At 64.9% G+C, this 19542-nt stretch carries 18 protein-coding genes and 1 pseudogene; 3 read left to right on the forward strand and 16 right to left on the reverse strand.

The window, feature by feature from the left end; translation table 11 throughout:
- The first annotated feature begins 58 nt into the window (after positions 1 to 58).
- Positions 59 to 1333 carry an acyl-CoA dehydrogenase family protein gene (locus AVAK2825_RS14690; protein ID WP_284400045.1) on the forward strand — a complete coding sequence of 425 codons (1275 nt, stop codon included), beginning with the start codon at positions 59 to 61 and terminating at the stop codon, positions 1331 to 1333.
- Positions 1334 to 1483: 150 nt separating this feature from the next.
- Here the strand turns inward: AVAK2825_RS14690 and AVAK2825_RS14695 are convergent, their stop codons facing one another.
- The 5 genes and pseudogenes from AVAK2825_RS14695 to AVAK2825_RS14715 form a co-directional block, all read right to left on the reverse strand.
- Positions 1484 to 1984, reverse strand: a complete 501-nt coding sequence (locus tag AVAK2825_RS14695) for an Lrp/AsnC family transcriptional regulator (RefSeq protein WP_284400048.1) — start codon at positions 1982 to 1984, stop codon at positions 1484 to 1486.
- A gap of 25 nt (positions 1985 to 2009) precedes the next feature.
- Positions 2010 to 3357, reverse strand: a pseudogene (locus AVAK2825_RS14700) (aspartate aminotransferase family protein).
- Positions 3354 to 4445, reverse strand: a complete 1092-nt coding sequence (locus AVAK2825_RS14705) for a phosphotransferase (protein ID WP_284400051.1) — start codon at positions 4443 to 4445, stop codon at positions 3354 to 3356. Before AVAK2825_RS14705 ends, AVAK2825_RS14700 begins: the two are co-directional and overlap by 4 nt.
- Complete coding sequence (locus tag AVAK2825_RS14710) at positions 4445 to 5110, reverse strand: haloacid dehalogenase type II (RefSeq protein WP_284400056.1); 666 nt, start codon at positions 5108 to 5110, stop codon at positions 4445 to 4447. The genes AVAK2825_RS14705 and AVAK2825_RS14710 overlap by 1 nt, the downstream gene beginning before the upstream one ends.
- Before the next feature lie 403 nt (positions 5111 to 5513).
- A complete protein-coding gene (locus tag AVAK2825_RS14715) occupies positions 5514 to 6233 on the reverse strand; it encodes a hypothetical protein (protein ID WP_284400059.1) in 720 nt (239 codons plus the stop codon).
- A 171-nt stretch (positions 6234 to 6404) separates the two neighbouring features.
- Here AVAK2825_RS14715 and AVAK2825_RS14720 point away from each other — a divergent pair, with 171 nt between their 5' ends.
- Positions 6405 to 7079 (forward strand): hypothetical protein, encoded by a 675-nt coding sequence (locus AVAK2825_RS14720; protein ID WP_284400062.1) that lies wholly within the window; start codon positions 6405 to 6407, stop codon positions 7077 to 7079.
- A gap of 21 nt (positions 7080 to 7100) precedes the next feature.
- Here the strand turns inward: AVAK2825_RS14720 and AVAK2825_RS14725 are convergent, their stop codons facing one another.
- The 6 genes from AVAK2825_RS14725 to xopV all read right to left on the reverse strand — a co-directional run bounded on the left by AVAK2825_RS14725 (position 7101) and on the right by xopV (position 13436).
- Positions 7101 to 8117 carry an asparaginase gene (locus AVAK2825_RS14725; protein WP_284400064.1) on the reverse strand — a complete coding sequence of 339 codons (1017 nt, stop codon included), beginning with the start codon at positions 8115 to 8117 and terminating at the stop codon, positions 7101 to 7103.
- Positions 8099 to 9130 carry an adenylate/guanylate cyclase domain-containing protein gene (locus AVAK2825_RS14730; RefSeq protein ID WP_349817174.1) on the reverse strand — a complete coding sequence of 344 codons (1032 nt, stop codon included), beginning with the start codon at positions 9128 to 9130 and terminating at the stop codon, positions 8099 to 8101. Before AVAK2825_RS14730 ends, AVAK2825_RS14725 begins: the two co-directional genes overlap by 19 nt.
- A 185-nt stretch (positions 9131 to 9315) precedes the next feature.
- Positions 9316 to 10299 carry an LD-carboxypeptidase gene (locus AVAK2825_RS14735; RefSeq protein ID WP_284400068.1) on the reverse strand — a complete coding sequence of 328 codons (984 nt, stop codon included), beginning with the start codon at positions 10297 to 10299 and terminating at the stop codon, positions 9316 to 9318.
- Positions 10300 to 10361: 62 nt separating this feature from the next.
- Positions 10362 to 11759 carry a tRNA adenosine(34) deaminase TadA gene (gene tadA / locus AVAK2825_RS14740; protein ID WP_284400119.1) on the reverse strand — a complete coding sequence of 466 codons (1398 nt, stop codon included), beginning with the start codon at positions 11757 to 11759 and terminating at the stop codon, positions 10362 to 10364.
- 58 nt (positions 11760 to 11817) lie between these two features.
- On the reverse strand, positions 11818 to 12069 hold the full coding sequence (locus tag AVAK2825_RS14745) for a hypothetical protein (RefSeq protein WP_284400070.1): 252 nt from the start codon (positions 12067 to 12069) through the stop codon (positions 11818 to 11820).
- A 260-nt stretch (positions 12070 to 12329) separates the two neighbouring features.
- Positions 12330 to 13436, reverse strand: coding sequence for a XopV/AopV family type III secretion system effector (xopV, locus tag AVAK2825_RS14750; protein ID WP_284400075.1), 1107 nt, complete (start codon positions 13434 to 13436; stop codon positions 12330 to 12332).
- Between the two features lie 147 nt (positions 13437 to 13583).
- Here xopV and AVAK2825_RS14755 point away from each other — a divergent pair, with 147 nt between their 5' ends.
- Entirely contained in the window at positions 13584 to 15581 is a 1998-nt protein-coding gene (locus AVAK2825_RS14755; RefSeq protein WP_284400077.1) for a peptidase U32 family protein, read from the forward strand.
- Positions 15582 to 16070: 489 nt separating this feature from the next.
- On the opposite strand, the gene AVAK2825_RS24805 is transcribed toward AVAK2825_RS14755, so the two are convergent.
- The 5 genes from AVAK2825_RS24805 to AVAK2825_RS14780 form a co-directional block, all read right to left on the reverse strand.
- Positions 16071 to 16877, reverse strand: a complete 807-nt coding sequence (locus AVAK2825_RS24805) for an RHS repeat-associated core domain-containing protein (RefSeq protein WP_349817175.1) — start codon at positions 16875 to 16877, stop codon at positions 16071 to 16073.
- 138 nt (positions 16878 to 17015) lie between these two features.
- Positions 17016 to 17450, reverse strand: a complete 435-nt coding sequence (locus tag AVAK2825_RS14765; RefSeq protein ID WP_284400080.1) for a hypothetical protein — start codon at positions 17448 to 17450, stop codon at positions 17016 to 17018.
- Complete coding sequence (locus tag AVAK2825_RS14770; RefSeq protein ID WP_284400083.1) at positions 17447 to 17668, reverse strand: hypothetical protein; 222 nt, start codon at positions 17666 to 17668, stop codon at positions 17447 to 17449. The genes AVAK2825_RS14765 and AVAK2825_RS14770 overlap by 4 nt, the downstream gene beginning before the upstream one ends.
- Before the next feature lie 21 nt (positions 17669 to 17689).
- A complete protein-coding gene (locus tag AVAK2825_RS14775) occupies positions 17690 to 18568 on the reverse strand; it encodes an RHS repeat-associated core domain-containing protein (RefSeq protein WP_284400085.1) in 879 nt (292 codons plus the stop codon).
- A gap of 331 nt (positions 18569 to 18899) precedes the next feature.
- Entirely contained in the window at positions 18900 to 19298 is a 399-nt protein-coding gene (locus AVAK2825_RS14780) for a hypothetical protein (RefSeq protein ID WP_284400087.1), read from the reverse strand.
- Positions 19299 to 19542 lie beyond the last annotated feature (244 nt).

Below are 19542 nucleotides of genomic sequence, written 5' to 3' on the forward strand. Positions count from 1 at the left end.
ACGGCCGGCGATGCAGCACCGCCGGCCTGCCCCCAAGCCTTTCAACCGGAGGACCGCGATGGATTTTGATTACTCACCGAAGACCCAGGACCTGCAGGCACGCCTGCGGCAGTTCATGGACGACCACATCTACCCTTCGGAGCCCGCCTATGCCGCCGAGTTGGCGGCCAACACCGCCGCCGGCAAGCGCTGGACGGCCCTGAACACCATCGAGCAGCTCAAGCCCAAGGCCCGCGCCGCCGGGCTGTGGAATCTGTTCCTGCCGGTGGACAGCGCCGCCGCCTCGGGCTATGACGGCGCCGGGCTGACCAACCAGGAATACGCGCCCTTGGCCGAGATCATGGGCCGCGTGCCGTGGGCCAGCGAGGTGTTCAACTGCTCCGCGCCGGACACCGGCAACATGGAGACCATCGCCCGCTACGGCAGCGAGGAGAACAAGGCGCGCTGGCTCAAGCCGCTGCTGGAGGGGCAGATCCGTTCGGCCTTCGCCATGACCGAGCCCGACGTGGCCTCCAGCGACGCAACCAACATCGAGACGCGCATCGAACGCCAGGGTGACGAGTACGTCATCAACGGCCGCAAGTGGTGGATCTCGGGCGCGGCGGACCCGCGCTGCGCGGTGTTCATCACCATGGGAAAGAGCGATCCGGAAGCGGCCCGCCATTCCCAGCAGAGCATGGTGCTGGTGCCCGCCGACACGCCCGGCATCCGCGTCCTGCGACCGCTGAACGTGTTCGGCTACGACGACGCGCCCCACGGGCACGTGGAGATGGTGTTCGAGAACGTGCGCGTGCCCGCCTCCAACATCCTCCTGGGCGAGGGCCGCGGCTTCGAGATCGCCCAGGGCCGCCTGGGCCCGGGCCGCATCCACCACTGCATGCGGCTCATCGGCCTGGCCGAACGCGCGCTCGAGCTGATGTGCCGCCGCGCCAGCAGCCGCGTCGCCTTCGGCAAGCCGGTCTCGCAGCAGACGGTGACGCAGGAACGCATCGCCGAGGCCCGCTGCAAGATCGACATGGCCCGCCTGCTCACTTTGAAAGCGGCGTGGCTGATGGACGTGGCCGGCAACAAGGTCGCACGCACCGAGATCGCCATGATCAAGGTCGTCGCGCCCAGCATGGCCTGCCAGGTGATCGACTGGGCCATGCAGGTGCATGGCGGCGGCGGCATGTGCGACGACTTTCCGCTGGCCTATGCCTATGCCAACGCGCGCACCCTGCGTTTCGCCGATGGCCCGGACGAGGTGCACCGCAACGCCATCGCCAAGTGGGAACTGGGCAAGTACGGAACCTACGGCAGCAGCGTGGAGCCGCCCATCACGCGCGGCTGCTGACAGCCTGCAGCCTCAGGTGCAGGGGCCCACGCATCCCGGGCCCCTGCCCTTCAGAGTCCACTCCAAGAGGTTGCGATCGCCCCGGATCACGGGGCGTTTTTCCATGGCATCGAGAATCGGCACGGGTCGCCCCCGACCCGGAGCCCAACGTCACTCCCAACGCTGCCGAGCCGCAATGGCCCCCAAGGGGTACTCGCGCCGTCCATGCGGTTGGCGCAGCACAATCCGGCAAGCGAAACGCTCGATGCCGATATCGTCTTCCAGCATCTTTTCCATCAGCGCCTGAAAAGCGCCGATGCCCGACACCACGATCTTGAGCAGGTAGTCGTATCCGCCGCTGACGTTGTAGCACTCGACGATCTCTTGGTACTTCCCGGCGCCTTCCTCGAACTTTCGAAAATCATGCGGCCGGTGGCTGCCGATGGTGACCTCGGAGAACACGATGACGTGATCCCCCAGCTTTTCGAGCGCGATGTCGGCGCTGTAGCCACGGATCAGTCCGATCTCCTGCAGCCGCTTCGTGCGCAGGAGACACGGGCTGGGGCTCAGCCCCACCGACTTGGCCAGATCGACGTTCGAGCAGCGTCCCTCGCGCTGAAGATGCGCGAGGATCTTGAGGTCAAACCGATCAAACAGGATGGCCGATTTCATGGCGCTATCGTATGGCCAAGCCGCCTTACCTTGTGGTGCATGTCTCGGCCAGCGATTCGTCGAGCGCTTGGACGACCATGCCGGCCTGCTCCGCCGACAACACCAGCGGCGGGCGGATCTTGAGCACGTTGTGTCCCTGGGCACACGCGCTGAGCAACACGCCTTTGTCGCGCATCCGGTTGACGACCCGGCTGGTGAGTTCGCGCGCCGGCGCCCGCGTCGCCCGGTTCGATACCAGTTCGACGCCCACGAAGAGCCCCGCCCCCCCGCACGTCGCCGATGGCCTCGTGCTTCGCGGCAAGCCCCGCGATGCCGTCGAGCAGCAATCGGCCGATCCTGGCCGCGTGCGGCACCAGTCGGTCCCGCTCGATGGTCTCCAACACCGCCAGGGCCGCTGCGCATGAGACCGTGTTGCCGGCGAAGGTGTTGAAGTAGCGGGAGTTCTTGCCGAATTCCGCCAGGGCGTCGGCTGTCGCAAGGATGCCGGCGATCGGCTGGCCGTTGCCCATCGGCTTGCCCATGGTGACGATGTCGGGAACGAGGCCGTGGCGCTGGAAGCCCCACAGATGCTCTCCCGTGCGGCCGAAGCCAGGCTGCACCTCGTCGGCGATGAACAGCCCGCCAGCGCGCTGGATCGCCTCGACCGCCCCCTTCAGGAAGCCCGCGGGCTCGGGCAGTATGCCGTCGCTGGTGAACAGCGAATCGACGATCAAGGCGGCCGGCCGGATGCCATGGCGCTGCAGGTCGGCGATGGCCGCCTCGACGTCACGCGTGAAGCGCTCGCCGAGGTCGGCACCCTCGGCGTGGTAGCGGCGCGGCGCCGGCACCAGGCGAACGTGGGCCCCCAGGTCGACGGTCGGGCCCAGCGAGGGCGAGAACTGCGACACGGCGTCCGTGATGCCGTGGTATGCCGTGTCGGTGACGATCACCCCCGTGCCGCCGGTGCGCACCTTGGCGATGCGATAAGCCAGGTCGTTGGCCTCGCTGCCGGTGCAAGTCAGCATCAGGTGGGCCAGATCCGTGCCCGGCACGCTCGCCAGCAGCCGCTCGGCCAGCTCGAGGATGGTGTCGTGGAGGTAGCGCGTGTTGGTCGCGAGGGTCGTCACCTGGCGGCAGATCGCCTCGGTCACTGCGGGGTGGCAATGGCCGAGCGAGGTGACGTTGTTGTAGGCGTCGAGGTAGCGGCGGCCCTGGGGGTCCATCAGCCAAACGCCGTCACCGCGCACGATGTGCAGCGGATGCTCATACATCAGCCGGTAGGCCGGGCCGAGCAGCGCATTGCGCCGATCGATCATGGCCTCGGTGGCGGGGCCGACCTGGGCCCGGCCGGGGATGTAGGCATTGACCATATTGAAATCAGCAGTGGTTTTCATGGCGGGGTTTCAGTGGGTGTGGGGGTCAACAGGCGGTCGCGCGCCTCGTGGCGGGAAAGGTCTGCCATCTGCGACAGCGCCTGCCAGGCTGCCGGGTTGTGCCGCATGATGTAGTCGCGGTTTTCGGGATAGCGCAAGGCACGCCACTCCGAGATCAAGGCCGTGATCAGGTGGCGCGTCGCCATGAGATCGGCGACGATCTCCTGCTCCGGCTCGGTCAGCGGCACAATGGATTGGTAGGCCCTGACGAACTGCGCCGGCCCTTCGAACGGATCGGCGCAGCCGGCCATGTGGAAGGCCGCTGCCGTGGCCACCTCGCCGACCAATGGCGCGTGCAGCATGTCGCCGAAGTCGATGATGCCGGTGATGCGCGACGGGTCGTGCGGCGCGACCAGCACGTTGTAGAGGTGATAGTCGTTGTGGATCACCTGCGCCCTCAACGAAGCAAGGCGAGGCAGCACGTGGTCGACGAAGCGGGCCATGAACGACTGGGCCAGCACGCGCCTCGGGCCTTCCACCAGGCTGTCGAGTTGGACGGTCAGACGATGCGCTGCCGACACGTTCCACAGCAGATCATGGGCCGCCGCCGGGTGCGTGAAGCCTTGCAGGGCAAGGTTCAGCGCGGCCAGGCCTCGGCCCATCGCCACCCGCTGGGCAGCGGTGCGGGGTGTCTCCCGGATCTGGATGCCATCCAGGTAGGTGAGCATGCGCACGGTGGTCTGGATGCCCCCGGCGAGTTCCACGGTATCGCGCGCGCGTCCGTCCAGCATCCGCACCACGCGCGGAACCGGCTGGCCGGGCGATGTGCGGGCGATGTGCTCGATGGCGGCGATCTGGAAATCGACCAGTTCCACCCGCTCGGAGGGGTTGCTGATCTTGAACACGTAGCGCGCGCCGTCGGCCGATTCCAACGCGCAGTTTTGGTCGCGCTCGCCAGCCAGTGCCCTCACGCCGACGTCGAGGCCGTAGAGGCGCTTCACCAGGCCCTGCACCTCGGCTGGCGCCAGCTGGGGGGCCGCCGTGCTCAGTGCGGCGGCTTGGTCACGCATCGCGCCCTGGGTTCCCAGGTGGGGGTCGAGGCGGAGCATCAGAGTCCGAGCAATGCAGGAAGCTGGCGAACGTCTGTCAGGCGGCATACGCCGTAGTCGCTCGACGCAGGCTCATGGCCCCGGTCGATGAAGGCCTTGGCCATGAACCCCAGGTCGGACGCCGTCATCAGGTCATAACGAAAGCTCGACGAGACATGCATCATCTGATCGGGCCCGCATCCCAGCCGGTCGAACATGTATTCGAAGGCTTGCATGCGAGGCTTGTACGCACGCGCCTCCTCGGCGGTGTAGACCGCGTGGAAGGGGGCCTTGAGGTGCGCGACGCTGTGGGGAATGAGGTCGACCATCGAGTTCGACAGGATGACCAGCGGTACTTCCGGCGCGATCGCCTCCAGCACTTCCACCACGTTCGGGTGTGGCTGCCAGGTCGGCACGGCGTCGTACAAAGCGGCGGCATCCGATGCCAGGCATTCGATGCCGTGCGCCTTGCAGGCACGTTGGATGGCGTTCGCCACCACGTCGTAGAAAGGCTTCCAGTCGCCCAGCACCTCGTCGAGGCGATAGGCCCGAAAACTGTCCAGGAACGCCGGCATCCGATCGGCCGCCACCCGGTCTTTGAACAGGACCTTCGCCGTCGGCCCCATTTCGAAGTTGATGAGCGTGCCGTAGCAGTCGAAGCTGATGAATCGAGGTTTGAAGATCATGGGCAGATCTGCTGTGTTGAGGTGAAACGAGTCTAGGACTGCACCCTTTACAGGAGATGCCATATCGATGCGAGTCCCGAGCAGTTTCTTTGTCAATCTGCACGGGGCCTGGCATTTTTGGATAGCGTTGTTTTGCCCTATTCCGGCGCGATGGCGGCCACCACCGCATCGCGAGGCGCACCCTGCGCCTGCGATCACGCAGGGGTGGCCCAATGGGAATGGGGCTGAAACCCCAGCGCCGACGGGCAGGTCCCGTTGCGCTGAGCAACTGCAGATTCGTCAGGCCGGCCTTGGCTCGACGCGTTGGAAGACCGAGCTCGACCGGCATGCAGCGAGTCGCTGCGATCTCCCTGCATTCTCGGTCGCAGCGAATCCGCCTCGGCGCAATTCGTGCCAGCCGGTCCTAGTTCGCTGTGCCCTGCGGCAGGTGCTGCAGGGCGCTGCGAGCCGCCTCGTGCAGCAGCATCACCGCATCGGCCAGCGTCTGCAGGTGGTCGCCTGGGTATTCGATGCGCAGCGACACCTTGCCGCGCGCCACCATCAGCATCAGCGGCGGCGCTTTCGGCGCGCGCGTGCCGGCTTCGACGGGCTCGCCCTGGGCTGGCAGCAGCATCTCCAGCAGATGGGACACCATGGACGGCTGCACCCAGCGCTTGGCGTGCAGGCCGCCTTCGCCCACCACCGCAAAATGCTGCCAGAAAGGCAGCGGCACGCCGGGCCACGCCATCTCCTCGAACATGGCGAGCCAGCGCACCTCCTCGGACAGGTCTCCCGGCAACGAGGTCTGCAGCGTATCGGTGAAGGCCCCGTAGGCTTCGCGCTCCAGCGCCTCCTTGAGTGGGCGGGAGACCAGCATGAGCGCCACGTCGGGCTCCACGCCCACATCGATGCGCGCGCGCAGTTCCGTGCCCCGCAGGTAGTGGCGCTGCGGCGCCCCGCACTCCAGGCGCCAAGTGCGCCCTTCGTACTGGCCCAGCATCAGGAACCCGCCCGGCTCCGCGGTTCGCGAGAAAGCCAGGCCCTGCGCGGCCGCCCACTGCTCGGTATCCTCCAGCGACACGGGGCGCGGAGGATCGTCGGGGCGTGGGCCCAAGGCGAAGGCTTTGCGAAAGCGCTCGAACATGGTGTGGAAAAATCAGGGCAAAGGCTCGGCAGAAGCAGCCATTATTCGCCCAAACCCGCCACCTCTGCACACACACGCTAGCATGCACGGCACTTTCCACCCCTTGGGACTTTTTTGGGACTTCTTCGGTACTTGCCGAGCCGTTTCTGCCGGGTCGCCCCACATCGCCGCATGACCGCACCCTCCGCCACCCCGGCCCACACCGCCACCCTCTCGCGCCGGACCGCCATCGCCGCAGCGGCCCTGGGGCTGCTGCCCGCTGTCGGAGCACGGGCCGGCACCGTGGCGACCTGGCCGCCCGAGGGCACCTCCGACACCGCGTTGCAACTGGTGCGATGGGTGCAGGGCACGGCCGACCACGGCGGCCTGCCGTTCGCCGTGATCGACAAGCTGGGCGCGCGCCTGCATGTCTTTGCCGCCGACGGGCGCTGGCGCGGCAGCGCGGCGGTGTTGCTGGGCTCCGCCCGCGGGGACGCTTCAGTGCCCGGCATCGGCGACAAGCCCCTGTCGAAGATCCGGCCCGAGGAGCGCACCACCCCGGCCGGCCGTTTCATCACCGAGCCGGGGCTGAACCTGCGCGGCGACGACATCGTCTGGATCGACTACGACGCCGCCGTGTCCCTGCACCGGCTGCGCAGCGTGAGCCCCGCAGAGCGCCGGCGCGAGCGGCTGGTGCATGGCAGCGCGCAGGACAAGCGGATTTCCTACGGCTGCGTGAACGTGGACGCGGCGTTCTACGACCGGCTCATCGCGCCCGTGTTCGGCCAGTCGGCGGGCGTGGCGTACATCCTGCCGGACACCTGGTCTTTTGCGACTGTTTTTGCAGCGGCCAGCGCTTACCCATAAAGCGGCGGCGGCCTGTTGGCCTCAAACCGCGGCGCGCTCCAGCCGGAACACCGGGCGGCGCTCGCCCACGGGCACGCCCCGTGCGCTCAGCAGCGGTGCGGCGCGCCAGGGCGCCAACGCGGCGCGCTGGGCGTCATTCATCCAGCCCAGCTGGTCCAGCACCTCGACGGCGGCGGCGATCTGCGCGGTCATGTTGCCGTCCATGACCTTGAGCGCGAAGGCCTCGCCCCGGCTGCGGCTGCCCAGCACCTGCACGCCATCGGCGCCCGTCTTGGACACCCAGTCGCCCCCGCCGGCCCGCATGAAGTCGGCATCGTGCCGCCCCGTGCCCGAGCCCAGTGCAGGAAACGCCACCATGGCATCGGCCAGCGCCGCCAGGTGCGGGCCCAGGTCGCTGTCCTGCGGTGCTTCGCCGGCCAGCCGGGCGTAGCCCCGCGCCAGATGCGCCAGCGGCATGGCGTAGTTGGGCGCCGAACAGCCATCGATGCCCATCGCCAGGTCGCCGGGTGCGAGCCCCACGGCGCTGGCGACCTGCTCGCGCACCTGGATCTGCAGCGGGTGCGTGGGGTCGGTGTAGTCGGGCAAGGAAAGGCCTTGCTGCACGCAGTACGCCACGAACCCCGCATGCTTGCCGCTGCAGTTGTGGTGGCGCTCATCGTGCACGGCACCGGGCGCGACCGTACCCAGCCCGAGGGCTGCGAACAGCGGCACGTGGCAACCGCAGCGCAACACGGTGTGGTCCTGGCCCACGCTGTCGAGCATGCCCTGCACCACCTGCACGTGCTGCGCCTCGCCGTTGTGGCTGGCGCACAGCAGTGCCAGCTCGCGCTCGCCCCAGGCGAGGGCCTGCACGCCGCCGGACTGCAGCAGCGGCAGGGCCTGGAAGGCCTTGATGGTGGAGCGGGTGAACACCCGGGCCCACGGGTCGCCCACCTGCGCGAGCAGCCGGCCCTGCCGGTCCACCACGGCAACCGAGCCGGCATGCAAGCTTTCGGGAATGCCGCCACGGGTGAGTTCGATCAACGGTGCATGGTGCACGGGGCAACTCGCTTTGGTTTTGGTACGGGCCTGCCCTCGGGCAGGCGGATGAAAAGATCCCGGTTCTGCCGCGTCAGTGCGGCAGCACCGTGCCGCCCGACACGCGAAAGCCCACCGTCGGCCCGCCGGCCGCCTTGCCCAGCGGCACCCCGAGCGCGATCACTCCAGTGCCATGCAGCAGGCAGGCGTCGCGGCGCAGGTTGACGACGGTGCTGCCGCCCCCGAAGTGCACCCAGGTGCCGAAGCTGCTGAGGTCGGTGAGCACGAAGGTGCCGTTGCGCCAGTCGATGCGGGGCATGCAGGCGCGAGACGCGGGGGTCGCCCACATGCACCTGGGCCTGCGTGGCGCGGCCCAGGTGCACGGGCGTCTGGGTGGACAGGAAGGCGCGGTGCGCGCCGCCCCAGGACAACTCCAGGCAGGCGCTGCCGGAATCGAGCGGCATCACCGTGCTGGGCAGCGCCGCCTGCATGGTGACCGAATCGCCCTCCTCGCCATCGCGCCATTCGACCTGGTACATGACGATGGGCTCGGACCGACCGCGCAGGTCCATGGCGCCCAGGCGCACGAACCAGGTGCCGTCCACCGACCCCGCCTGCTCCACGGTGCTTTCGGTGGCCCAGATCTCGCGCGGGCCGGCACGCTCGGACAACCGGGCGGCCACGTTGACCGCGTCGCCGTAGCAGTCGCCATCCACCTGCACGATCTCGCCGCTGGCCAGGCCCGCCCGCAGGTCGAGGCGCAGTTCGCGCGGCCAGGCGTGCATGCGGTGGTGGTGGCTGCGCATCATCGCGGCCATGGCGGCCACGCCGGCCGCGCCGTCCTCGAACACGCCGAGCACGCCGTCGCCCAGCGTCTTGACCACGCGGCCGCCATGGGTGGTGACGGTCTCGCCGATCCAGTCGGTCAGCTGGGTCACGGCGGCGGTCGCGCGTGCGTTGCCCACGGCCTCGAACAGGGCGGTGCTGCCCGCGATGTCGGCGAACACGACGGTGTGCACCGCGCCGCCCGTCATGGCGCGGCCTTCCGGCGAGCGCCTGGCCGCGTGGTGGCGCCAGGGCCTTCAAAGATCAGGGATGCGTGCACGCAACACGCGAACAGACGAGGCACGGAGGGGAAAGAATGGAAACGGAATGCAAATTATGGGGCCGGCTCGGGCGGCCTGCAGCGGGGCATGGAAGGTGGCCCCGCCCGCGTTCCTCAGTGGGTATGGCCCCAGTACAGCAGCGCGTCGCGCCCCTCGACCGACAGCGACACCGTGGCGCCCACGGGCAGCAGCACCTTGGTGGCGACATGGCCGTAAGGCAGATTGGTCAGCACCGGCGCCTTGATCTGCGTGCGCAGCCAGTCCACCACGCTCTGCAGCTTGAATCCCTTGTCGTGCGGTGCGAGCTTGTAGCCGGTGAACTGGCCCAGGATCACGGCCTTTTGCTGCGCCAGCACGCCCGCGTGCAGCAATTGTGTGAGCAGGCGTTCCACGCGGTAGGGATGCTCGTTCACGTCCTCGATGAAGAGGATGCCGCCGCGCACCGCCGGCAGGTAGGGCGTGCCCACCAGCCCGGCCAGCACGGCGAGGTTGCCGCCCCATAGCTGTGCGCTTTTCACGTAGATGTCGCGCACCGCAGGCTGGCCGGCGGCGTTGGGCTTTTCGGCGTTCATGCGCCAGCCGCTGCCCTCGCCGTGGCCAGTGAGCAGGTCGTCCAGGCAGGCCAGCATGATGTCGTCGGGCTCGCCTTCCGGACCCAGGTCCCCGCACAGCGAGGGGCCGGCCCAGGTGATGGCGCCGGTCTTGGCCAGCAATGCGTTCTGGAACGCCGTAAAGTCGCTCACGCCGACGAATCGCGTGCCCCCCGCGACCGCCTTGGCCACCGTCTTGTAGCGGATGCCCGGCAGGATGCGGGTGATGCCGTAGCCGCCGCGCGAGATCAGGGCCAGGTCGGCGCCGCTGGCCGCCGCGCGGTGGATGGCCGCCAGCCGGGTGGCGTCGTCGCCCGCGAAGCGCGTGTGCGTGGCCAGGGCATCGGCATCCACCTCGACCTCGTGCCCCAGGGCCTTCAGGCGGGCGATGCCGCGCTTGAACGCCGCCTTGTCGCGCACCGCGCCGGAGGGCGAGTAGATGTAGATGTGCCGGGGGCCGTGGTCGTGGCCGCAATGGGCGTGGTCGTCATGGGATGCAAGGGACAAGGCATTCAGGCCGCGCGGCCTGCTCCGGTGGATACGGTGTGTGCGCCGGTGCGGCCGGCGCGCTAGGGTCGGAAGTATTCCACAGCCCGCGCGGCGATTTCGGCACCCTGCTCCGGCACGAAATGCCCCGCACCGGGCACCGCCAGCGGCGGCGGGCTGCCGCGCACCAGGGCCTGCAGGGATTGCATGGCCGCAGGGCCCAGCGCGGCGTCCGGTGCACCGGCCACCAGCAGGCTGCGGCCTGTCCATTCGCCCTGCCAGAAGCGGCGGGCCGCCAGGGCCATGGCGGCGCCCTCGGGTTGCGCCGCCACGGCCTGCGGCAGCGCCCGCAGCGCAGCGCGAAAGCCCACATCGGGAAACGGCGCATCGTAGGCCGCCTGCGCCTCGGGAAGCAGCGGGCTGCCGGCCGCTTGCGCCACCAGGCGGCCTGCGCCCGCGCTGCGGCCGGCCCGGGCGCATTCCGCCTGCCACGCCTGCAGGCGATGGGGCACCGGCGCATCGGCGCCGGCGAGCCAGGTGTTCATGGCCAGCACGCCGTCGAACCGCCCGGGCAAGACCATGGGCAGCGTCAGGCCCAGCGCCCCGCCCCAGCCCTGCACCACCAGCACGGTGTGGCGCAGGTCCAGCCGTTCGATCCATTCGATCAGCACCTGCCGGTGCCATTCGAAGCCGTGGGCAGCCTCTTTCTTGGGCTTGTCGCTGCGGCCGAAGCCGATGAGATCGGGCACCACCACCCGGTCGCCCGCGGCGGTGAACACCGGCAGCATGTGGCGGTACAGGTAGCTCCAGGTGGGCAGGCCGTGCAGGCACAGCCAGGTGCGGGCTGCATCGCGCGGGCCCTCGTCCAGGTAGTGCAGGCGCAGGCCGGCGAGCGCAGGCAGGTCGCTCAGGTAGTGCGGTGCCCAGGGGTAATCGGGCAGGCCGGTGAAGGCGGCGTCCGGCGTGCGCAGCGCGTCGTCGCGCAGCGGGTGGGCCGACAGCGCCTGGGCGCGCTGCTGGCTGCGCCGCGCGCGGAAAAAACCGCTGAGCAACTCGCCGCACTCCGGGGCCAGCACGCCGCGCCGCAACTGGGTGTGGTGGTTCAGCCGCGGCTCGGCGAACAGATCGACGACCGAGCCGGCCGCGCCGGTCTTGGCGTCCTGCGCCCCGTAGACCACGCGCGGCAGGCGGGCGTGCAGCATGGCGCCGCTGCACATGGCACAGGGCTCCAGCGTGACGTAGAGGGTGCAGCCATCCAGCCGGTAGTTGCCCAGCCGCGCTGCCGCCGCCCGCAGCGCGGCGATCTCGGCGTGGGCGGTGGGATCGTGACCGGCGATGGGGGCGTTGCGGCCCGTGGCGATGACTTCGCCGTTGCGCACCACCACCGCGCCCACCGGCACCTCGCCCGCCTCGGCCGCGGCACGCGCCTCGGCCAGGGCGTGGCGCATCCAGCGCGCATCTTCGTCGTCGGCCGAATCCATCATTTGCTATTATTTTTATAGCTATCAGGGCATGGAAAACGCCGGCATGGGCCCGATTTCACTTGGATTCGTCTTCCGGCATGGGGCGGGCCTGCTGCATGAGCGCTTCCATCTGCTGCTTGACCTGCTGCTGCACCTGCTGGCTCTGCTCGCGCACGGTGGCGGCCGAGGCCCCGCTGGCCGGCGGCTGGGCGCCCGGCACTGACACCACCGGCACGGCAGAGCGCGTGGCGCCCAGCTGCTTTTTGACCAGTAACCCAACAATCGCCAGGGCCACCAGCAGGGCCACCAGTCCGAATCCCATGCGCATGCCATCTCTCCTGTGTGGCGTGGGCGGCTGCGGCCCCGTGCCTGCCATGCCCCGCCTGCCAGCCGGTGCGAGGCGTTTTGTCTCGCGCAACCGGGCAGAGGCGCCACTGTAACGACAAAGGGCGCGCCGCCTGGCGCGGGCGAGCGAGCGAGCGAGCAAACGCAATCAGATCACAACGCGGCTGGGCATTGGCCGAACTTTCGCCAGCAGGTGGGAAGCGCGACTGCCCATGCCACCGGCCCCGGCCGCTGGCTGCGAGCCTACCTGCGGGCGTTGCCGGTCGGTCGGGCGAGCGCAATTGGTTTTTTTTCCACCCACGCGACCGCAACCGGAACGCCTGCACGCCCGAACAGCGCGGCGACCTGCTCCAGGTGCTCGGGCCTGCGGTCCTCGTATTCGCTGAAGCGGCCCGAGTCGTTGTTGATGCACAGCGACCCGTCTGCGCGGGCGTAGAGCAGACCGCTGATGCGGGCATGCGGAAACCCGGCTGTCGATTGCCAGGGCGAGGCCACCAAAGAGCCGCCCACGAGCGTCACATGGCCTTGCATGAAAGCCCGCGGGTCGAGCGCGTCCTCCGGCTTCTTCTTGGCCACTTTGTCTGGCTTGCCCGCCTTTTCCTCCTTTTCTGCGGTGTCCTTGACCTTCTCCTTTTGTTTCTCTTTGGCCTTCTCCGGGTTGGCGGCCTTGGCCTGGTCCTGGGCGGCGAGGGCCTGCGCGACCTCTGGCGGCGCGCCGACGAGCACTTCGCCGATCACCAGCGACCCGTTAGGGGCTATGTCCCATTTGTAGCGCACCTTGTGCGCGCGCAAATCATCGAGCCGCAACTGCGCCGCCAAGCCGCCGGCCGGCGCAGGGTCGGCGGCAGCGGCCGCATTCAGGGCCGCCGCGCCGCCGCCGTCCGAGCGGTCGCGCGCATCGAGGTCGGCCTGCCGCCGGATGAACAAACGGCCGCGGCCATCCGGCGCTGCATGCTCGGCGACGAACACCCGGGTCGGGTTCACGCGGACCCGGCGATAGTCGCCGTATGCCGGCTCCATCTCCTGCTTCTGGATCGGGCACCGGCGAATGACCTGGCCCTGCGCGTCGGTCTTGACCTTGCCGCGGGCGGGCTGGCTGCTGCCGAACCGCTGCGTCAGCGCGTCATCGCGGGCCTGATCGACCTGCAGCTCAGCAGCGCCGGGAACGGCGAGCGCGGGCGCCGAGGCCGAGCGCTGCAGCGGCCGCTGGCGACCCGCCAGCGCGGGATGCGCCAGCGTGGATGCCTGGCCGGCGCTCTCGGCGCACAGGGTCGGCGGCTGGACACTGGACGATGAGGGCACGCGTGGTAGCGTTGCGGCGGCAGTGGGGGAGTGCTTGACGAAAGTCACGGTCATCCTCAAAGTTCTGGTGTGCCCACCTTAGCCCGGAAAATAGAATATGCAGTTCGTTTGCGAAGCGACTGTCGGGCCAGCGAAACGCGGCGCCCTGCCACATGGGCCAACCCTGTCGCCACGCCCCCGGGGATAATCGCCCCCATGTCCCTGCTGCCCCACCAGATCGAACTGCTTTCCCCGGCGCGCGACGCCGACATCGGCATCGAGGCCGTCAACCATGGCGCCGACGCCGTGTACATCGGCGGCCCGGCCTTCGGCGCCCGGGCCGGCGCGGGCAACGATCTGCGCGACCTGGAGCGCCTGGTGCGCCACGCACACCGCTTTCACAGCCGCATCTTCGTCACGCTGAACACCATCTTGCGGGACGATGAACTGGAAGGCGCGCGGCAGATGGCTTGGCAGGTGTACAACGCCGGGGCCGACGCGCTCATCATCCAGGACATGGGCCTGCTCGAACTGGACCTGCCGCCCATCCAACTGCACGCCAGCACCCAGACCGACATCCGCACGCCCGAGAAGGCGCGCTTCCTTCAGGACGCGGGCCTGTCGCAGATCGTGATCGCGCGCGAGCTGGACCTGCAGGAAATCGCCGCCGTGCGCGCCGCCACCGACCCGGCACGCACCACCATCGAATTCTTCGTGCACGGCGCGCTGTGCGTGGCCTATTCCGGCCAGTGCTACATCACCCATGCGCACACCGGCCGCAGCGCCAACCGGGGCGACTGCAACCAGGCCTGCCGCCTGCCCTACGAGGTGCTGGACGGCAGCGGACGCATCATCGCCCACGAAAAGCACGTGCTGTCGATGAAGGACAACAACCAGAGCGACAACCTGCGGGCGCTCATCGATGCGGGCGTGCGCAGCTTCAAGATCGAGGGCCGCTACAAGGACATGGGCTACGTGAAGAACATCACGGCGCACTACCGCAAGCTGCTCGACGAGATCATCGAAGAGCGCGAGTTCTCGGCCGAGCCGCTGGCGCGCTCGTCGTCCGGGCGCACCACGTTCACCTTCACGCCCGATCCCGACCAGAACTTCAACCGCGAGTTCACCGACTACTTCGTCAACGGTCGCCAGGACGACATCGGCGCGTTCGACACGCCCAAGACGCCGGGCCGCGCCATCGGGTGGGTCACCAAGGTGGGCGAGAACTTCGCCGAACTCGAACTGTCCAGCCCGGACACCGTGCTGCACAACGGCGACGGCCTGTGCTACTACGACCTGCAAAAGGAACTGGTGGGCCTGCAGATCAACCGCGCCGAGGCCGTCAACGCCCGGAAAGGCCTGTGGCGCGTGTTCCCCAAGGACCCCATCGCCGGCTTCAAGGACCTGCGAAAGGGGCTGCAGATCAACCGCAACCGCGATATGGACTGGGTGCGCACCCTCGACAAGAAGTCGAGCGACCGGCGCATCGGCCTGTGGGCGCAGCTGTCCGAAACACCCGACGGCTTCGACCTCACGCTGACCGACGAGGACGGCTTCGTCGGCAGCGCGGCGATCGTGCACCCGCACCAGCGCGCCACCGATGGCCCCCAAGCCGAGGCCACGCTGCGCGAGCAACTCGGCCGCTTCGGCGCCACGGTGTTCTCCGTGCACGACATCGCCCTGAGCCTGTCGCAGCCCTGGTTCGTGCCGGCCTCGGCATTGAACCCGCTGCGCCGCGACGCGGTGGCCGCGCTCGAATCCGCACGCGCCGCCGGCCTCGTACGCCTGCCCCGCGCCGAGCCCGTCCAGCCCCCCGCACCCTTCCCCGAAGACACGCTCACCTATCTGGCCAACGTGTTCAACCAGAAGGCGCACGACTTCTACGTGAAGCACGGTGTGAAGGTGATCGATGCGGCCTACGAGTCGAAGGAAGAGGAAGGCGAAGTCAGCCTGATGATCACCAAGCACTGCGTGCGCTTTTCCATGAGCCTGTGCCCCAAGCAGGCCAAGGGCGTGATCGGCGTGAAGGGCACCATCAAGGCCGAGCCGCTGCAGCTCATCAACGGCAAGGAAAAGCTCACCCTGCGCTTTGACTGCAAGCCGTGCGAGATGCACGTGGTGGGCAAGATGAAGAAGTCGGTGCTCAACCAACACGCGCGCGATATGCAGGCGGTGCCGATGCAGTTCTACCGCACACGACCTGTGGCGGGATAGCACCGTTGCAACGCGGCTTTGGCCGCCGCCGCATGCCCCGGGACATTCGCCCCGGCTACACCCGACCCCCATCAGCCTCAAACGGAGGGCCAGAATCTGCGGCCGAGAACAACCCGCGAGGTGCGGTCTTGCCTAAACGTCTTTCGCAAAAGAGTAGAAAACAGGATGATAAGCCAGGGGCGTTTAAGCAGCGATTTTAAACACAGTCTTTAAAAATCGAACAGGCCACAATAAAATATATTACATAAAAACTTGGAACCAAGAACACAGCAGCCACAAAAATTGACGAAAGCTTAAACCTCGTTATTGCAAACAAGCAAAAAGGTGTTGCGACCGCCAAAACCAAATACTCCCTCTTTGGCAAGGCCTCAAGCCAATTCGTATTGTAATCAATGAAATACATTGAAAACACCGACAAGAAAATAATGGCGCAAAGATAAAAAAGCAACTTCAACGATCCTATCGCCGCATCCAAAAATCGCCCTTTCATCATTTGACCTCGACTGTTCCAACAGGGGCAACAATATTGCTGATAGGCAAAGGATTGCCGTATCCAGGTGCCTGCCAATTGCCTCCAGTGTTTAGCGTTGGAGGAACTGCTCCAGCTCTCTGTATGACACCAGACACATATGAGTTGCTATTGTATGTACCGGGATCCATTTGCCCATCCTGCGTTCCAGGAATCAGAGAGACATTAGGCTTGGAATACGGAAGGCAATTACAGTATTCTTCCGATGCCTTCTTCAGCTTCTTGAGAAATTCACAATCCGTCATTCCTTCCGGCTTTTGAATGGCCTGCCTTACATCTATGCCTTTTGAATCTCCAGGATAGTTGGAACGCGATACAAGATAGCCATTCGCAAAGTTTCCAGAAGGTTGGCCTCCAAGAGTCTTTACACCAGCAAGATCACAATTCGCGTCATCTGGTTTAATTTCAATGGCAAGATGATGCAAATTCGGATTGGTCAATTTCCCCACTGGACCGGCAGCTGGATGGCCCACGATATTGGCCTCCAATCCTAGCGGGTCAATCATGGTGATGGGTTGATTTGTATAGAGATATAAATTTCCACCCCCATTTAGGCCGATGGGATCCTGCGTGATGTACTGCCCCAGGTGTGGATCGTAGTACCTGAAGCGGTTGTAATGCAGCCCGGTCTCGGCATCGATCTGCTGGCCCTGCAGCCGGATGCTCTGCTCGATCCGTTGCGGGTTGTATTCCTCCTGCATGTCTCCCCAGGCACCGTAGCTGGCTGCCCAGGTAATCTCGCCGGCCTTCTCGCCATTGCCATCCACCCGTCCGATCGGCGTGCACAGATGGTCGCACAGGCAGTGCCGTATGCATCCTAGCTAACGACCGATGTGCTGCGCTCTCTGAGTAGGTTTCTTTTTTAAAGTATGGCAAGCCCATTTCCACACTTGATCACGCCATTTTTAATTATCAATTTTGACATTATTAATAAGCATAGAAAAATAGTAGACCAATGCCACATCCCCACCAAAAACAGTAATTTCTTTATCTTTTAAATATATAAAATTATATTGACTTCCATTCTTTCTAGAAAGGTATTTCACATAATATCCATAGGACGTTTCCTGCACAATTCTATCTAAAACCCCCTCCTTATCATTTGGAGATTTTAATATTTTTTCGAAATTTGGCCCTTCATTCACACCCAATGCAACGTCTTCTCCCGTCGAGAGCAAACACCTAAACCGATAACGTTTGCCATCAATCTGAGCACATCCCGTAGGCAGAATAAATTCATGGCCATTAATTTTTACAATTGAATTTCTCGCAGGGGCATCAGCTTGTGCAAACGCCACAACAGAAACTGCCGTAAAAAATGAAATAAATAATTTTTTCATGGTTTTGGAATTCTCCCACCAGGAATGCCATTCTCCAATGTTCCTGGCGTTGACTTATAGACATCAACCGAACCTTGCCCGATATCTTTCATACCTTTAATTCTTTCTTTCCTTGCTGACTCTCTCATATCTTCCATCTCAGCAGAACTCTTACTGCAAGCAGGACCACTCATGATGCAATCATAAACATCCATGTCTTTTTTGTTAGCGCCTTCCATTTTTTAGCGCTATTATTTATTTTATCCCCACCTTTTTATTCCTATTACCTTATTGACTCCGCTGGTACGTCCATCTTGATTGGTCAGTTCAGGCGTGGCCGTCTCTGTCAAACCCATAGGATCCACATAAATTAGTGGATTAAGGGGGTAAATATATTTATTAACTCCCCCATCTAGCCCAATGGGATCCTGCGTGATGTACTGCCCCAGGTGAGGGTCGTAGTGCCGGAAGCGGTTGTAATGCAGCCCGGTCTCGGCATCGATCTGCTGGCCCTGCAGCCGGATGCTCTGCTCGATCCGGTGCGGGTTGTATTCCTCCTGCACGTCTCCCCAGGCGCCGTAGCTGGCCGCCCAGGTGATCTCGCCGGCCTTCTCGCCATTGCCATCCACCCGTCCGATCGGCGTGCCCAGGTGGTCGCACAGGTAGTGCCGGATGGTGAGCGGGTTGCCCGCTGCCTGGGCCTGTCGCTCGGCCTGCAACTGGCCCACGCTGCCCGCCATGGCCTGCGCCAGATCCTGCGGCATGTGTTTTTGCATCAGGGCCAGTGCCTGCGCGCCGCTGGCGGGGTCCAGCACGGTGTTCAGCGCGGCCTGCACCATCTCCCGCTGCGCCCGCGGCATGGCCGCGAAGCTGTCCGCCGCATCCGTGGCGTCTTCGCCCGGCTCCGCGCCCAAGCCCATCAGCATCTGCACCGCATCCTTGGCCCCCTGCCTGCGCTGCAGCTGCAGCAGCGGCACGAAGCTGGCCGGCTCGTACACCGTGTGCCGGATGCCTTGCCCATCCTGCGTGTGCACCAGCCGGTCGCCGTCCCAGCCGTAGTGGGTGCTCTCCCGATGTCCTTCGCGGACCACGGTCTTGCCCAGACGCCGCCCGAACGCGTCGTAGCGGTAGCGCGCCACCGGCGTCCAGCCGCGCCCAGCCCCTGCCCGGCCTTCCTTGCACACCCGGGTGGTGGCCCTGCCGCGCCCGTCGCTCTTGGCCCGCGCCGTCGTACTGGTGGCGCGTGCGCTGGTTCAGGGCATCGATGCTCTCGCTTTCATAACTATTTCATTTTTATCAGTTCAATTTTTGGCGTACAAGTATAAGAATATTTTAAATCGGGAAATATTGCTGTCAATTTCATATGTGTTGGATTGCCAGATTTACCCTCATCTGTTGCCAGCTTGTCCACCACCATCATCATTACGGCATCATCATCGACAATTTTTGCCCGGATTATACTTAAATGATTTAATTTATCCTTCTTTTGCTCATCCAGATAGTGCGGCGATTTTTTTGTGAAAAAAGCATTTTTTTGGTCGCATTTATCAAATCACCGAGACTCCCTTGTTGGGGCGAGGTATTTTTTAAATCAGCTGATCCAATTAATGATGAAAAAGCGAATCCATCACCTTCAAATTTACCATTTTTATATTTTCCAGTTTCTGCAATCCACGCGTATTCAGGACGTTCGACAGTCCTTTCAACAACGTGCCATTGCCATATTTTTTTTGGGTTTAACACAGGGAATCTTGCAAAGATATAATCCTCCGAAAACATGGCAGAACAATCAATATCATTGCGAAATTTCTCCGCCTTGACATCAAAAGAAATCAAAAAAACAATTGCAAAACATATCGATTTAATCATTTTCGAGATCCTCTTCGTTGCCTCATTTTATTTGCCAAATCCATAATATCATCAGTATCCGCAGTAGGTGCCGTGCCTCTTTCTTGCAAATCTTTAAAGTACACAGGCGTATCACATTTGGGAGCCTCTCACAACCCCATGTTTGACGAATCCGAATAGGGAGGAGTGGGCGCCAGTAGCCGTTTGAGCGTGATGAGGCCCAGCAGCGGTCTGCGCCTGGGTGCATGAGGGGCCTTGCAGGCCC

Source organism: Acidovorax sp. SUPP2825 (genome assembly GCF_030158995.1).
GTDB lineage: Bacteria > Pseudomonadota > Gammaproteobacteria > Burkholderiales > Burkholderiaceae_C > Paracidovorax.